Raw genomic sequence first — 14,611 nt, 5'->3', positions numbered from 1 at the left:
TCTTCTTGCCGCCGCTGACCTACGACTTCTCGAGTCGCTCCTGTAACTCTTGGACCTTCGAGACGAGTTCGATCGGCGGTGTCGTGTTGACGTCGATCGACTCGAGGTCCTCGAGAACGGCCTCGGTATCGGGATCGAGCGACTGCCCATCGTCGGCCGCCGGTGGACCGCCGTCGGTCGAGGCGGCCTGCTCCTGCGTCTGCATGGTCCCGCTGCCCAGATCAAAAACGGCCTGAACGGGCTCGCTCGAGCCGCCACCTTTGGCCTCGATGGCTTTCTCCTCGCGCAGACGCTCTAAGACGTCTCGAGCGCGGTCGACGACGGGATCGGGCACCCCTGCGAGGTCGGCGACGTGGATCCCGTAGCTGCGGTCCGTGGGGCCGTCCCGTACCGTCCGGAGGAACGTCACATCGCCGTCGCGTTCGTCGGCTGCGACGTGGACGTTGGCGACACGGGGGAGGTTCTCCGCGAGCCCCGTCAGCTCGTGGTAGTGGGTCGCAAAGAGGGTCTTGGCCTGGACCTCGTTATGCAGGTACTCCGTCGCCGCCCACGCGATCGAGATCCCGTCGTAGGTCGCGGTCCCGCGGCCGACCTCATCGAGGATGACCAGCGACTCCTCGGTCGCGGTATGAAGGATGTTCGAGAGTTCACTCATCTCGACCATGAACGTCGAGCGGCCCTGTGCGAGTTCGTCCAGCGCACCGACACGGGTGAAGATACCGTCGATCAGCCCGATTTCGGCCTCCTTTGCCGGGACGAAACTGCCGATCTGGGCCAGCAGGACGATACACGCGACCTGACGCATGTACGTCGATTTCCCGGACATGTTGGGGCCGGTGACGACCAGAAAGCCCCGATCCTCGTCCAGCCGCACGTCGTTTGGGACGAACTCCGTCGTCTGTTCGACGACCGGATGGCGGCCTTGCTCGATCGCTAAGCGGTCGCCGCGATGCAGGTCGGGCTGGACCCACCGGTTCTCGGCGGCGTGGGTCGCCAGACTTGCGAGTGCGTCGACGGTCGCCAGCGCCCGGCCGACGTCCTGGAGCAGTTCGGCGTGGGCAGCGACCGACTCGCGAAGCTCACAGAACAGCTCGTACTCGAGTTCGCCGCGTTGTTCCTCGAGTCTGAGGATTTCGCGCTCTTTTGCCTCGAGTTCGTCGGTCGTAAACCGTTTGGAATTTTTTAGCGTCTTGATCTGCTCGTAGTGGTCCGGGACACCATCGGCAGCGGATTTGCCGACCTGGATGTAGTAGCCGTCGGTCTTGTTTCGGTCGACGGTGACATGCGAGAGGCCGTGCTGGGTTTTCTCGCGGTCGGCGAGCGTGTCGAGCCACTCTTTGACGGCTTCGTGGCGTTCGATGACCTCGTCGAGTTCGTCGTCGTATCCCTGCTGGAGGAGTTCGCCTTGCGTGACCGTCGACGGCGGATCCTCGGCGATGGCCGTCTCGAGAGTCTTTCGAAGCTCGGCAGCGGCCGCACGATCCGGTCGGGCGACGATCTCGGAGAGCGGGGAGTCGGCTAGGTCTGGGTTCGATGCGACGATTTCGGCCAGCGCAGGCAGGACTGCGAGCGTCTCCTGGACCGCGAGCAGGTCCCGCGCGTCGGCGCTGCCGTGTGTTGCCTTCGAGGCGAGTCGTGCCAGATCGTAGGCCTCGCTGAGCGCGTCCTGGAGCTCGTCGCGAGCCAGCGCCGCCGTCGACAGCGCGGCCACGGATTCCTGACGTTGCTCTAAGGTTGTGAGCGACCGACGGGGACGCTGAAGCCACTCTTTCAGCAGGCGACCGCCGGCACTGGTTTCGGTGTGGTCGATCGTCGCGAACAACGAGCCATCGCGCTCGCCTTGCATCGTCTCGGTCAACTCGAGGTTGCGCTGGGTGGTCGCGTCCAGCGTGACGTGATCGTCGCCGTGATGGGCCTGAATGCGGGTCATCGAGGCCAGCACGCCCGCGCCGGTGTCCGCGACGTACGCGAGGATGGCTCCGGCGGCGGCGATGGCCGGCTCGTCGACGGCCAGTCGGTCGACGGTCTCGGTGCCGAACTGCTCGCGCACCTGATGGGCTGCACGCTTGGGTGCGAACGCCTCCGTCTCGTGGAGCGTCAGAGTTGCATCGCTGCGTTCGCGTACCCGCCCGAGGAGGTCGTCGTCGGTTCGCACGTCCGGTCCCGGCAGGACCTCGACCGGATCGAACCGGTAGAGTTCCGTCAGCGCGTCGTCGGCGTCGTCGGCTTCGGCGACCAGAAACCGGCCGGTCGTCACGTCCGCAAAGGCGAGGCCGTACCCGTCTCCGCTTCCGCTCGAGCCACTGGCACCGTTGCCGTCGACGACCGCCGCAAGGTACTGAGCGTCGGCGTCGCTGGTCTCGAGTAAGGTCCCAGGCGTCACGACGCGGACGATCTCGCGGGCGTGGCCGGAGTCGGTCTCGTACTGGTCGGCGACGGCGACCCGGTAGCCACGTTCGACGAGGGCCTTGAGATAGGGTGTCAGATCGTCGATCGGCACGCCGGCCATCGGATACGACGAGCCATGGGAAGACTTCTGGGAGACCTTGAGATCGAGTTCCTCGCTGACACGTTCGGCGTCCTCGCCGAAGAACTCGTAGAAGTCGCCACACTGCATCGCCAGTAGATCGGCGTCGGTCCCCTCTTTGAGGGAGAAAAACTCTCCGACGATCCCCGTCGCCTCGGTCATACTGGATGCGTATCGTCCCATCTCAAAAACCCTGCGGGATCCGCGGTGAAAGTGGTCGCGGTGACGCTGGATCGGATCGATCGCAACGGTGTTGTCAGTGAGTCCACTTCGGGTCGAAAAATCGTTCCGGAACCAGCGGCCGAAACCGACACGGACCCGAACACCCCCTGCCGGGTCCGTGTGCGGTGGATGGGCGATCGGAGCGTGAGGGTTTCACTAGACGTTGGGACGTGCTCCGATCGGTGGCGAGGGTTCGGCGATGTCTCGGATGATCGGACGGGTTCGGTAGGGGGGAACGACCGAATCCGGTCCGCCTCGCCACGTCGTTCGTTCGAGGTGTCTCAGTATACTTATTGGGTTGTTAAGCCGCTGCAACGGGTTCGTGATAGCGCTGAGGATGTCACCGCACCACGTACCGGTTCCGAGAGCGGGTCGGCGTCGGTCACGTCGCCGACCTCGAGGTCGACGCCGACAAACTGTCGACCGTGTTCGATACTGGCCCCACCGAACACGATCGTCACTGGCAGTCAGTGCACACCTGCTCGCACGCCAGTTCTGCGTCATACGGTCTGCTGTCAGTCAGTTCCGGTGCAACCGCGACCCGTCCTGCGGTTGCACCGGTACATCGGTACAGCAGACCGTATCAGTATATCAATCGGTTCGATTGTTACGATCGATATCACTTCTCGAGAGACGACGGTCGACAGGGGGTATATACCGCTTACCGTGGTAGCGTAGTAGACAACATCTCATGTCCGCGCCTCGCGATCACCGCGTGCTCATTCCGGTCGACGTTCTCGAGGGTGAGTCCGTTCCGGAAACGATCGTCGACGCGTTCGCGTCAATTCCGGTCGTCGTGCTTGGCTATCGCGAAATTCCGGACCAGACCAGCCCGGAGCAGGCACGCGACGAGTACGGCGATCGCGCACGAGCCGAACTCGAGGAACTACGGACGGTTTTCGAGAATGCCGGCTGTGACGTCACCTCGCGACTGGTGTTTACTCACGACCGGTTGAAAACGTTCGAGCGTGTCGCCGTCGAGGACGCCTGTGACGCCGTGTTGCTACTCAATCCAGCACCCATCCTCGAGACGGTACTCGTCGCACTCCGGGGCGATGTCAACGTCGAGCATATCGCCCGGCTGCTCGCGACGATCCTCGCCGACACGACCCTCGAGCTGACCCTCTTTCATGTCGCGCCCGACGACGCGCAGAAAGCGGCAGGAACGGCCCTGCTCGAGACGGCTCGATCGGAACTGGTCGCCGCGGGCATCGACGACGATCGGATCGCCAGCACCGTCGTCGTCGACGACTCGCCGACGGCGGCGATCGTCGAGGCGTCGGCCGACCACGACCTCCTCGTCGCTGGCGAAAGTCGGCCGTCGATCCGTCGGGCGATCTTCCGGGACCGAGCGAAACGGCTGGCGCGGCGGACAGTCGATCCAGTGGTCGTGATTCGCGGCGAGTACCTCGAGCCCGAAGCCGACGAGGCGACAGCACCCACCGAGGATGGTTAATGGAGCGGCGGGACGGGCCTCGGCCTCTATCTCGTCGCGACGCTCGTCGACACCTACGGCGGCAGTGTCCACGTCGAGGACAACGAGCCCCGTGGCGCTGTGTTCGTCGTCGAACTGCCAACCGAGAACTAACGCTCAAGCGACTCCGACTGCCGCTGTTTTTCCCCGCTCGCCGTCTCGTCGCGGTGCTCGCGGACGACGAGGACCGGCCCGACGGACTCGGCTGCGATCCGTTCGGCGTCTTCACCGAGAAGGAACGACCGCAGCGAGGGTGCCTGCTCCCCCATGACGATCGCGTCGTGGCCGGCTGCGGCCGCAAGCAGCGCCTCGAGTGGTGGTTCGTCGACTGCGAGCTCGGGTTCGACATCGATGCCGCGTTCGGCGAGGGAGGCGACGGTCCGCTCGAGGACAGTCCGACCGCGGGGTTCGTCGTCGGTCGCGAGCAGGAGTGTGACGCCGATTTCGCGATCGCCGATCAGTTCCGTGGCGAAGCTGGTGATCCGGTCGACGGCGACGTCGCCGGTCAGCATCACGAGCAGCCGATCGACCGGCCCGGTCGTGCCGGTGATGGCGTAGGCGTCGGCGGCCGTGTCGTCGGCGATCCGCTCGACCGTTCGGTCGCGATCGTGGGTGAACACGAGGCGATGGTCGGCGCTCCCGCCAGCGGTTTTAAACGCCGCCTCGAGATCGACGAGCGCCTCAGTCGCTCTGTCCTCGTACTGCAGTCGCGCCTGATCGGGCGGCGTCTGCTCCGGCAGAACGTGATAGCCAAGCACGGTCACGTCCATCGTCGCGAGCAGTGTCGGCAGGCCGGTCGAGACCGATTCGCCCTCGAGGATCGCCAGCGGAACGAGGACGCGCGTCATTCGACCGCCCCCTTGAGCGTCACGCCACGGCCATAGTAGGCGTACCAGCCGGCGGTTACGAGCATAATGGCGATGCCGACGAGCTGTGACACCGGCTGCATGAACGCGAGAAGGGCGAAACTGGCGAGCGCACCGAGTACCGGGACGACGGGATAGCCGGGGACACGGAAGTCGGGGTCATACCACGCCGGATCGGCGCGTCGCAGTGCGAGCAACGCCACGCAGAGCAGTCCGTACGTGATCAGGTGGAGAAACGACGCGACCTCCGCGAGTAGTTCCACGCGCCCGGTCGCGACCAGGGCAAGGATCGGCCCGCCGGCCATCCCCAGCGCGACGTGTGGGGTGCCGTATCGGAGATTGATGTGGCTCGCTCGCCGCGGCAACAGGGCGTCTTTCGAGACCGCATAGATCGCCCGCGACGTGCTGAGTACCGATGCGTTGGCACTCGACATCGTCGCGAGTAGGCCGCCGAAGACGATCGCGACCGCGCCGATCGAGCCGAAGTAGTGGCGGCCCACCTCGACCATCGCCGTCTCGCCGAACGTCGCGAGCCGCTCGCTGCCGAACGCGCTAGTCGAGACGAAGATCGCCGCAACGTAGAGGACGCCGACGATGAGCACGGAGCCGACCATCGCCAGCGGCAGGTTCCGCCCGGGATCGCGCATCTCGCCGGCGACGGTCGCCACCTGCGCGAAGCCCAGATACGAGGTGAACACGAGCGCTGCAGTCGTCAACACGGGCAGCGTCCCGAACGGGGCGAACTGTTCGGGTGCGGATGGATCGCCGATGAGTCCGACCGTGTCGAGCCCGCCGTAGCCGAGGAACACGACCAGAATCGACAGCAACAATGCGACGATCCCGTTTTGCAGCTTCGCCGCGTTTTCCGTTCCCGTCACGTTCAGCACGGTCACGCCAGCCCCGAACAGCAGCGCCAGCGGAATAACGAGTCCGTCACCGACCGTGACACCGAGTTCCGCGAGCGTGTCGACGGCGTAGTACCCAAAGCCAACGAGATAGAACGCCGTCGCGAACACCAGCCCGAACCACAGCGACAGCCCGACGACGGCACCGGGCAGCGTCCCCAGCCCACGCGAAATATAGTAGTAACCACCGCCGCTTTTAGGCATCGCCGTCGCGAGTTCGGAGGCCGGCAGCGCGACCAGCAGGGCAACGAGCGCACCGATCGCAAACGATCCCGCCGCGGCGGGGCCGGCCCGGCCGGCCGCCAGCCCCGGGAACACGAAGATTCCCGCGCCGATCATCGTCCCGATCCCGATGGCGAGGCCGCCAGTCAACCCGAGCGTCCGCTCGAGTTCGGCGTCGTCGGTGATCGTCGCCTCGTCGGTCTCGACCGTCGGCTCGATCTGTGGTGACTCTCCCTCGACGTTGGTCCCACCGACCGACGACGGGTCACTCATACCGAAGGCGTCTCACGCCTGCCGTATAGCTCTGCTGTCGAGTGCGGGAATCTGAATACGGCATGTCGGTCTCAACCGATCCGGATCAGTTCTTAGTTGGCGAGCTCGTTGGCCAGCAACTCGAGGCTCTCGTCCTCGTCGTCTGCCGCGTCCGGAACTGCGAGCATCACTTCCTCGATGCCGACGTCGGCGTAGTCTGCGAGCCGGTCGCGGACCGCCGCTGGCGTTCCCGTGGGGGCTGTCTCGAGATAGCCTGCGAGGAAGAACTCCCGGGGCTCGCTTGGCTCGCCAGCGAGGACCGCCTGTTGGAACTGCTCGCGCTTTCGTTCGGCCGCGGCAGTCGTCTCGCCGACGAAGACGAACAGCTCGGCGGATTTGCGGATCTCGTCGTACCGCGTCTCGCTCTCGCAGTGATCCCGAAGCACGTCGAGCTTCTCGGCGAAGCCCTCGGGCTCGAGGGTGCCGAAGTTCCAGCCGTCGGCCAGTTCGGCGGTGTATCGTAGCGTGAACTGCTCGCCGCCGCCACCGATCCAGATCGGCGGATGGGGGTCCTGGACGGGTTGGGGTTCACAGAAGGCCGCCTCGAGATCGACGTCGAGATGTGTGCCCTCGTGACTGTAGGTGTCGTTGGTCCACAGCCCCTGAAGGATCTCGACGGTTTCGGCGAGCCGGCGCAGGCGTTCGGCCGGCGGCTCGCGGAACTCGTAGCCAAAGCGGTCATACTCGTCCTCGTACCAGCCGCCGCCCAGGCCGAGGTCGAGCCGCCCATCACTTATCTGATCGACCGTCGCCGCCATCTTCGCGAGCAGGGCCGGATGGCGATAGGACTGGCTCGTCACGAGGGTTCCCAGCCGGATCCGGTCGGTCGCCTCGGCGACGGCACTCAGTGTCGTCCAACACTCCTGAGTCGCCCGCCGCGGGTCGCCGATCCACGACTGGAAGTGATCCTCGAGCCAGACCGCGTCGTAGCCCAGCCGCTCGGCCTCGAGTGCCGTCTCTCGAACCGTGTCGGCGTCGGTTCCGTATTGGGGGAGGATGATGCCGACGTCGAGGTCGGTCGCGCTCATTCGGAGACCACCTCGTCGAGTGCCAGCACCCGCTCGGCGAGCGTCTCTGGGTCGGCGGCGACGAGTTTCACGATTGCCTCTTTCCCGACTTCGCCGCGATCGATGATAGCAGCAGGCGGCTCGTCACGATCCCCGAAGGCCTGTCGGGCACCCCACCCCATCGTGCTGTCCTCGATCTTTGCGACTGCGTCGGGCTGGTGGCTGCGATCGTACTCGGCGACCGGCCACGCGAGGGTCTCGAGTGCTGCCTCGACGTCCGCGTCGAACCGGCAGTTGACCGCAAAGCGGAGATCCGGGACGAACTCCCGTGCGGAGAGGAGGAAGCGAGCGACGTGGCTCGAGGCCCCGAATCGGACGCCGCGGTTGGGGTGGACCCCTGAGAGGGTCCGAGTGATCCGTCCCTCGACCGCCGCCGTCTCGGCGACGGAGTTGGCATACGGCGTCGCACCGACGACGTTCATCCCGACTTCGGGAACCAGCGCCGACACGTCGGCGTCGACGAACCGGTCGACGACTGCCTGTACCTCCTCGGCGGTGGGTTCTCGGGCCGCTTCGTTTCGCAGCGCGGCCATGTGGTTGACCGCGCCGGGGCCCTCACCGACATCATAGTAGTGGCGCACCGCGCGGGCAAGGAAGTCCGTCGCACCGCCCACGGCGGGCTCGAGGGCCTCCCCCTTCGCGAGTCGGGCCGCGATCGCCGCGGCGAGCGTGCAGCCGGAGCCATGCGTCGCGTCGGTGGCGACGCGTGGGTGTTCGAACGTCCGGACGGTGTCGGCAGTGACGAGCGTATCTCGTACTCGCTCGCCGGGGACGTGGCCACCTTTGATCAGCACCGCGTCGACGCCCGTCTCGAGGATCGCCTCGCCGGCCTCGCGGGCGCTTTCTTCGTCAGTGACGGCGATGTCGGTCAGCACCTCGGCCTCGTCGGCGTTGGGCGTCGCGACGGTTGCCTCGCCCAGCAGGTCCTCGTAGGCGCGCTCGGCTTCGGGCTCGAGCAGTCGGTCGCCGGAGGTCGCGACCATCACCGGGTCGACCACAAGCGGGAAGTCGAAACCCTGTGCGTGATCGGCGACGGTTTCGATGACCTCGGTCGTCGCGAGCATCCCCGTCTTCGCCGCGCCGACCGCGAAGTCGTCGGTGACGGCCTCGAGTTGTGCGTCGACTTCGTCGCCCGGCAGGACGTGCGAGGACGCGACGCCGCGGGTGTTCTGGGCCGTGACGGCGGTGATCGCCGACGTCCCGAAGACACCGTGGGCGGCCATCGTCGCGAGATCTGCCTGGATGCCCGCGCCGCCGCCGGAGTCGCTGCCGGCGATCGTCAGCGCGACCGGCCGGCTCTCGGGTGCTGGTGTTCGCATACGAGATCGTATTCCGCGGTTGTACTAAGCCATGATGGTCCCCTCCCGGCAAGGGCGGAGCCTTTTGGCGCTCGCGCTGTATTCGCTCGTATGGTACGGCGCTCGCGGTCCCGAACGCAGTCCTCGACGCCCCGCCGGTCCACTCCCGGCGCTGGCGAGCGGCCACCCGCTGCGGCGGGGAGCCCGAGTCCGATCCTCGAGCTCCTCGTCGTCTTCGTGCTCGTTTTCGTCGTCCAAGGAGTCACGGCCTTTGCGGGCGTGATGGGAACGCTGTTCGTCCTCGCGCCGCCGCTGTCGGCCAACCCGTGGACGATCGTCACGAGCGTCTACGCCCACAGCGGCTTCGGCCACCTGCTCTCGAACAGTCTCGCCTTGCTCGTCTTCGGCTGGCCGGTCGCCCGGGCGACCACGCGGCTTCGCTTTCACGTCTTCTTTGCGATCGCCGGCGCGATCGCCGGCGTCGCCCAGCTCGTTCTGACGGGGACGCTTGCAGCGCTCCCGATCGTCCCCGTCGCGCCGACAGCTGGCGTCCTCGGTGCCAGCGGTGCCGTCTTCGCACTCCTTGGCTATCTCGTCGCGTCGAACCGGCTCTCGACCGGCCTCGCCTCGCTCGTCGACGTCCCGAACTGGCTGTCGGCGCTCGTGTTCGTCGGACTCGCAGTCGCGCTGACGCTTGCGACCGCCTCGCCCGGCGTCGCCGTGCTCGCTCACTTCGCCGGCTTTCTGGTCGGCGCACTCGCCGGCCGCGCTCGCGTGCTTGCCGTCGGTTCGTGACCGTTCGTGGCTCACTGCGGCGTGTCCCCGCCTCGAGTGCCCACCATGGTTCGCTGTCTCGAGTCGCCTCCGAAACACAAGCCTCAAATAGAAACCGCTGATAGGAACGTGCGAGGGCTCGTAGATCAGTGGCAGATCGCTTCCTTCGCAAGGAAGAGGCCCCGGGTTCAAATCCCGGCGAGTCCATTTCCTTCCGCTCACTTCGTTCGCTTCAGTCAATGGACTCGCCGTACATCACAAACGCTTCGCGTTTGCTCAGTCCCGGCGAGTCCACCCCCTCTGGCTGCCATTTCGAACTCTCCGCTCATTTCGGATCTATCCTTGGGTACCAATCAATATCTAAGTATTAGCAAATCTAATAGTATGGTGATGAAGAGTTTCTCGGAGATACTCTTTGACTTCGGCTATTTCCCGATTATCCACGATGCAGTCAAACAGGATTTCCTAAGTTGGTACTACAAAGGATCAAAAAGCAGTGTAGTTGTTGAGGGACTTAAGATGGAAAATTCACAGTTGTCCGATTTAGCACAAGACGCCCAAATTGAGGCTGAAAATTTTGACCAGAACAACCAATTATCGAATTTGGCCTCTATTTTCGAAGGATGGGAATCAAGAATTAAGATACTGTTCTATTACATAGCTGCCGGGGCCATCCTATTCGGCGGGGGATTCTCTGCAATCGGTGTACTCCAGATGAAAAATATGATCTTTTTTGCGACAGCCGAGATTGTTGGGAGTCTACTTTTCATAGGAGGCACCACTCTTGTTATCGCATACAAGATAGTGCTACATCAGATAAAGACGAACTCAGATCTAATCAGAAGGTTCAATCAAGAGTTGTCTGAAAAGCCAGGGGATATACGGGATAATGATCAGGATTGGCATCGGATTGCTGCGCAATTTTTCTGGAATAAGAGTCTACTCTCTCCCTCCACCCATATCTGTCTGATCCTTCTTTCTGTCATACGGCTACTCAGCACACGATTATACGGCCTCATTGTAGCAGACCTTCGAGAGGAGGTACAGGAGTTCGTTGGTATGAATTCCCGAGAGATACTAAAGCAACAGGCTCACCGAGTAATAAAAGGCGATATTCCTGCATGGCCCGAGAGCCCGAAACCCTGAGCGAGTGTCCGAGAAGATAGGTAGGGTCAGATAGACGTCCTCGAGCAGCAGGAAGGGCTGATTATTGACTGTCCGCGATACGTTCGACTGCCAGTACAAGCCGGTAAAGCAGAGAGACAGCAACGAGCCCGATTCCGATCGAGAATAGCCCACCCCAAAAGACGAGTAATGCAAACGGTGCTGTCGATGTGAGTACGGCGTACAAGAGGCTGCTAACAAAAAGCACGATAATTATGGGGACAGTAGCCCGTGGAGTCTTTTCTTGGAGGGTGGCAACACTCATATTCCGTTGTTATCATTCAATAGTAGATTCCTTATGAAACCCAACATTTCACATCCTGGTCGGACAGCACGCAGCTGTCGTTACCACAAGCGCGGTGTCCGAGAACGACGGTAGACGCGGACGAATAATCTTGAATCTGTAGCCCGTCAGGGAAATTCGACAGTAACGTCACCAGTCGCACGGTAGTCGGCTCCAAGAAGACTATCGGATGAGAGTGTGGCTTCGGCCCCGATCCAGAGTTTTTGTGGGTCTTGTGTGTGATCTGCAGACAGGAGCAACTGAACGACCACGCTCCCCTGGCCGATGTCGGTCGTATCGGGGACGTTTAAGATGGTTGTCGATGGGTCGTCTTCATCTCGAGAGAGCGTCGCTTTGTGTGCGTGGGCGTCTTCTCGAAGGGAGATTCCGGCCGGTGAGAAGCCACTCGTGTACGGTGGAGAGCGAAATTCGAGTCGGAGCGAGTCTAACCGGACTCCGTCTCGTTGCCACGAAGAGACATAGAATGGATAGTACTCACGCTTCACATCGTCGAGGAATTGTTTCTGAAGCTGAATACTCAGCACCTCTTTCCCATCGTTCCTAAATGGCAGCGTGGCGCTCGAATCGTCCGCAACTACATCGTCAGCCGTGAGCTGTGTCTCCCCTCTCACCCTCGTACACCCCGCAATGCCTACTGTCATTAACCCACTAGCAGCGAGATATTTTCGCCGAATCATAGAATCAACTACCACTGTTTACTGGTTAAATATTGGTAATAAACAAACCGCATTCTGGGTGCTTGTAACCCACATCGACTCACCGCAAGTGCTGTGTCTCAGAAGTAGAACAGGGTCGGACAGACGATCTCGAGTCACCAGTAAGTACAGCAACCTCTTTTACCGGGGGAATCGGCTGGCGTCTACGACGCCAGCCTCAACCCCCGGCAAAACCCGTTGATGCCAAAAGGCCGCCGTCGCGGGGTTTCACCCCGCTCCGGCGGTGAACCGCTCGCGAAGCGAGCGGATGCTAATCACTCCCCGCAGCGGTAAGTTCGCATCTGTAGTTACCGCAAGCGCGGTGTCCGAGAACTACCTTATTCTCGGACACAAATCCGCGTGTTTCTCGCTGGTCGTCCCGATTGACCAGTGTTTGCGGTGGGTTTTGTCCGAGAATCCAGAGATTTCCGGCCAACAGTCTATTTATTCCTGCCGAACGACCACACCCTATGGAGCGGGTTAGTCTCAACGAGGTCGACCGATGGATGAGCCCAGCACAGAGCAAACGCTCGCTTTCGAACGCACTCGAGGCCGAACACCTCGCAGTAAATCATTACATCCTCGAGCCCGGCGAGAGCTTCGGATTCGGCTATCATCGCCACGCTGACCAGGAAGAACTCTTCTACGTGCTCGAGGGGACGGCGACGTTCGAGACGGAGGAGGGTGACGTGACCGTCAGCGCGGAGGAAGCGATCTGCTTTGCGCCCGGTGAATGGCAACGCGGCCGCAACGAAACTGACGAGCGGGTCGTGGCGCTGGCATTCGGTGCGCCTGCCGACACCGGCGAGACAGACATTCTCCGGATGTGTCCCGATTGTGGCGAGCGCCAGTTGGTCCGTATCGAACCAACCGCTGACCGCGACGCCCTCGTTGCCATCTGTGAGGAATGTGGTGCGGAGACGGTGCGTCACTCTTGAGTCCCGTTCTCCAGCGCTGTGTCTACAGGTCCCGTCCCCGAGGCTGTCGGTGACTGTCCTCGGAGACGGATTGTCGACGCAGTGGAATACAAACTTTCGCTGGGGCCGCCCGTTCGCACGTTACGATGACGGAGGTCACACGAGCACGGCCCTCCGTCCTCGAGCGACCGCCCTCAGTGAGCGTCCTCCTCGAAGACGTCGTCTGCCTCGACGATTCGAAGTGCTGGCTCATCGCACGAACAGGTGTTGTGCGGGCTGATGGGATGGATCGTTCCGTCTGGAGTAATCCAGACCGTCAGCAACTCGCCACAGGTGCTGCAGACGCCGGGCGCTTTCTCTTTGCGTTTGTCAGCGGGGGTCATCGAAATCGGCCCATTGTTAATCACCCACAAGGTCCCACAGACGGAAATTTCCAGGGGGTCAAGACAACCGACGCTGGTACCCCGCGCCGCTGGTCACGGTGGGGCGCAGTCAGGTCGTGATTCGACTCGCGGTGGCGTGAGTCAGTGTGCCTCGCGTCGCCACCGGCTTCCAGTATGAGGTCGGTTCGGTACGCGAAAGTATCACAATAAGCTGGGATTCTACCCTGCTGAGAGCTCCCCTGCGTGTTTATCCCAGTCCTTGATGTGCCGACGCACATGGGTGAACTCGAGACTGAAGCACAGAAATCTCGGTCAGAGGTTGCAGCGTCTCTCCGCGGGTTGGCCGATCAACTCGACGGTGACGGCGACGTGACTCTCGAACTCGGTGAGACCACCGTCGCGATGACGCCATCGGAGCCGATCACGTTCAAACTGGAAGGCGAGTCGGACTGGTCCGAGGGCGACACAGAGGCAAAACAGAGTATCGAATTCGAACTCGTCTGGTGGCGTGAGGCCCACACTGCAGACGAGGGCACGCTCGACATTCGCGAGTGACGCAGGGCAGACAGAGACAGATGTATACCCAAATCCTCTTTCCCACTGATGGCAGTGAGGGATCGGCAGCCGCGTTCGATCACGTCCTCGAGATCGCCGACAGCCACGACTCGACGGTTCACATCCTCAACGTGGCGGATACGACACAAGACAGCGTGCTCCGCCGGCAAGGCGAGGTTGTCGATACGCTCGTCCAGGAAGGCGAGACGATCGTCGACGATGCCGACGATCGCGCCCAGCAGCGGGGGATCGAGACGGTCACCGAGGTCCGGCAGGGCGTCCCCTACAGTATGATCGTCGACTACGCAGCGTCACACGATGTCGATCTCGTCGTCATGCCGACCCACGGACGACAGGGGCTTCGGCGATTCCTGCTCGGCAGTACGACCGAACGCGTCATCAGGCAGGCCGAAACGCCCCTGTTGACGATCCGGCCGGATACCGACGTGATCGAGTACCCCTACCGGAACGTGCTCGTTCCAACGGATGGCAGCGACGGCGCACAGGATGCACTCGCCATCGGGACCGACATCGCGACCACCGAGGGGGCCGCGTTGCATCTCCTCTCGGTCGTCACAACTGCGACACTCGGTGTCGACGTCCGAAACGAGATCCAGCTGTCGATGCTCGAGGAGAGCGCGACCCAGATCCTCGACGATGCGTCGGCGTTTGCGACCGAGACTGGCGTCGAGCCGGCCGCCGAAGCGGTCGAGTTCGGCTCGTCGATCCCCCAGACGATCCGGACGTACATCGACGACCACGACATCGACCTCGTCGTCGTCGGCACGCACGGCCGTACGGGATTCGATCGATATCTGCTCGGTAGCGTCACCGAACAGCTCGTTCGGATGTCGCCAGTTCCGGTACTGACCGTTCGCGGGGAGCGCGGCGAGACGTAACCGCAGTTCCTGCTCGTCTCGCTCGTG

The 14,611-nt window shown here is 62.9% G+C and carries 13 protein-coding genes, 1 tRNA gene and 1 pseudogene; 8 read left to right on the top strand and 7 right to left on the bottom strand.

Annotation, left to right across the window (positions count from 1 at the left end):
- Window positions 1-19: 19 nt before the first annotated feature.
- The gene (gene mutS, locus BDK88_RS02305; RefSeq protein ID WP_130498992.1) at window positions 20-2,689 is read right to left on the bottom strand and encodes a DNA mismatch repair protein MutS; all 2,670 of its coding nucleotides are present in this window, start codon (window positions 2,687-2,689) and stop codon (window positions 20-22) included.
- Between the two features lie 751 nt (window positions 2,690-3,440).
- Here mutS and BDK88_RS02300 point away from each other — a divergent pair.
- Both BDK88_RS02300 and BDK88_RS02295 read left to right on the top strand, forming a co-directional pair.
- A complete protein-coding gene (locus BDK88_RS02300) occupies window positions 3,441-4,205 on the top strand; it encodes a universal stress protein (protein WP_130498991.1) in 765 nt (254 codons plus the stop codon).
- Window positions 4,206-4,208: 3 nt separating this feature from the next.
- A pseudogene (locus BDK88_RS02295) lies at window positions 4,209-4,337 on the top strand (ATP-binding protein); the annotation flags it as partial.
- Here the strand turns inward: BDK88_RS02295 and BDK88_RS02290 are convergent.
- From BDK88_RS02290 to thiD, 4 genes are all read right to left on the bottom strand, one after another.
- Entirely contained in the window at window positions 4,334-5,071 is a 738-nt protein-coding gene (locus BDK88_RS02290; RefSeq protein ID WP_130498990.1) for a universal stress protein, read from the bottom strand. The pseudogene BDK88_RS02295 and the gene BDK88_RS02290 overlap by 4 nt on opposite strands.
- Entirely contained in the window at window positions 5,068-6,489 is a 1,422-nt protein-coding gene (locus BDK88_RS02285) for an APC family permease (RefSeq protein ID WP_130498989.1), read from the bottom strand. Before BDK88_RS02285 ends, BDK88_RS02290 begins: the two co-directional genes overlap by 4 nt.
- Window positions 6,490-6,581: 92 nt before the next feature.
- Complete coding sequence (locus tag BDK88_RS02280; protein ID WP_130498988.1) at window positions 6,582-7,556, bottom strand: TIGR03560 family F420-dependent LLM class oxidoreductase; 975 nt, start codon at window positions 7,554-7,556, stop codon at window positions 6,582-6,584.
- Complete coding sequence (gene thiD / locus BDK88_RS02275; protein WP_130498987.1) at window positions 7,553-8,914, bottom strand: bifunctional hydroxymethylpyrimidine kinase/phosphomethylpyrimidine kinase; 1,362 nt, start codon at window positions 8,912-8,914, stop codon at window positions 7,553-7,555. Before thiD ends, BDK88_RS02280 begins: the two co-directional genes overlap by 4 nt.
- A 90-nt stretch (window positions 8,915-9,004) precedes the next feature.
- Between thiD and BDK88_RS02270 the strand changes: the two genes are divergently transcribed.
- From BDK88_RS02270 to BDK88_RS02260, 3 genes are all read left to right on the top strand, one after another.
- Window positions 9,005-9,688 (top strand): rhomboid family intramembrane serine protease, encoded by a 684-nt coding sequence (locus BDK88_RS02270; RefSeq protein ID WP_130498986.1) that lies wholly within the window; start codon window positions 9,005-9,007, stop codon window positions 9,686-9,688.
- A gap of 114 nt (window positions 9,689-9,802) precedes the next feature.
- Window positions 9,803-9,874 (top strand) — tRNA-Ala (locus BDK88_RS02265).
- A gap of 183 nt (window positions 9,875-10,057) precedes the next feature.
- Window positions 10,058-10,813 carry a hypothetical protein gene (locus BDK88_RS02260; RefSeq protein ID WP_130498985.1) on the top strand — a complete coding sequence of 252 codons (756 nt, stop codon included), beginning with the start codon at window positions 10,058-10,060 and terminating at the stop codon, window positions 10,811-10,813.
- A gap of 429 nt (window positions 10,814-11,242) precedes the next feature.
- Here the strand turns inward: BDK88_RS02260 and BDK88_RS02250 are convergent, their stop codons facing one another.
- Entirely contained in the window at window positions 11,243-11,746 is a 504-nt protein-coding gene (locus tag BDK88_RS02250; protein ID WP_130498983.1) for a hypothetical protein, read from the bottom strand.
- A gap of 554 nt (window positions 11,747-12,300) precedes the next feature.
- Here BDK88_RS02250 and BDK88_RS02245 point away from each other — a divergent pair.
- Window positions 12,301-12,768, top strand: a complete 468-nt coding sequence (locus tag BDK88_RS02245) for a cupin domain-containing protein (protein ID WP_130498982.1) — start codon at window positions 12,301-12,303, stop codon at window positions 12,766-12,768.
- Between the two features lie 173 nt (window positions 12,769-12,941).
- Here BDK88_RS02245 and BDK88_RS02240 read toward each other — a convergent pair whose 3' ends face one another.
- On the bottom strand, window positions 12,942-13,130 hold the full coding sequence (locus BDK88_RS02240; protein WP_130498981.1) for a hypothetical protein: 189 nt from the start codon (window positions 13,128-13,130) through the stop codon (window positions 12,942-12,944).
- Window positions 13,131-13,406: 276 nt separating this feature from the next.
- Between BDK88_RS02240 and BDK88_RS02235 the strand changes: the two genes are divergently transcribed.
- Together BDK88_RS02235 and BDK88_RS02230 are read left to right on the top strand one after the other, a co-directional pair.
- Window positions 13,407-13,685 (top strand): amphi-Trp domain-containing protein, encoded by a 279-nt coding sequence (locus BDK88_RS02235; RefSeq protein WP_130498980.1) that lies wholly within the window; start codon window positions 13,407-13,409, stop codon window positions 13,683-13,685.
- A gap of 20 nt (window positions 13,686-13,705) precedes the next feature.
- Window positions 13,706-14,584 (top strand): universal stress protein, encoded by an 879-nt coding sequence (locus tag BDK88_RS02230; protein ID WP_130498979.1) that lies wholly within the window; start codon window positions 13,706-13,708, stop codon window positions 14,582-14,584.
- The last annotated feature ends 27 nt before the right edge of the window (window positions 14,585-14,611 follow it).

The organism is Natrinema hispanicum (assembly GCF_004217335.1).
Lineage (GTDB): Archaea > Halobacteriota > Halobacteria > Halobacteriales > Natrialbaceae > Natrinema > Natrinema hispanicum.
This window is presented reverse-complemented; position numbering and strand designations above follow the sequence as displayed.

Excerpts from the sequence above, each read along its gene's own strand:
- mutS (WP_130498992.1), bottom strand. The coding sequence starts at position 2,689 with ATGACCGAGGCGACGGGGATCGTCGGAGAGTTTTTCTCCCTCAAAGAG.
- BDK88_RS02300 (WP_130498991.1), top strand. The coding sequence starts at position 3,441 with ATGTCCGCGCCTCGCGATCACCGCGTGCTCATTCCGGTCGACGTTCTC.
- BDK88_RS02290 (WP_130498990.1), bottom strand. The coding sequence starts at position 5,071 with ATGACGCGCGTCCTCGTTCCGCTGGCGATCCTCGAGGGCGAATCGGTC.
- BDK88_RS02285 (WP_130498989.1), bottom strand. The coding sequence starts at position 6,489 with ATGAGTGACCCGTCGTCGGTCGGTGGGACCAACGTCGAGGGAGAGTCA.
- BDK88_RS02280 (WP_130498988.1), bottom strand. The coding sequence starts at position 7,556 with ATGAGCGCGACCGACCTCGACGTCGGCATCATCCTCCCCCAATACGGA.
- thiD (WP_130498987.1), bottom strand. The coding sequence starts at position 8,914 with ATGCGAACACCAGCACCCGAGAGCCGGCCGGTCGCGCTGACGATCGCC.
- BDK88_RS02270 (WP_130498986.1), top strand. The coding sequence starts at position 9,005 with ATGGTACGGCGCTCGCGGTCCCGAACGCAGTCCTCGACGCCCCGCCGG.
- BDK88_RS02260 (WP_130498985.1), top strand. The coding sequence starts at position 10,058 with ATGAAGAGTTTCTCGGAGATACTCTTTGACTTCGGCTATTTCCCGATT.
- BDK88_RS02245 (WP_130498982.1), top strand. The coding sequence starts at position 12,301 with ATGGAGCGGGTTAGTCTCAACGAGGTCGACCGATGGATGAGCCCAGCA.
- BDK88_RS02240 (WP_130498981.1), bottom strand. The coding sequence starts at position 13,130 with ATGACCCCCGCTGACAAACGCAAAGAGAAAGCGCCCGGCGTCTGCAGC.
- BDK88_RS02235 (WP_130498980.1), top strand. The coding sequence starts at position 13,407 with ATGGGTGAACTCGAGACTGAAGCACAGAAATCTCGGTCAGAGGTTGCA.
- BDK88_RS02230 (WP_130498979.1), top strand. The coding sequence starts at position 13,706 with ATGTATACCCAAATCCTCTTTCCCACTGATGGCAGTGAGGGATCGGCA.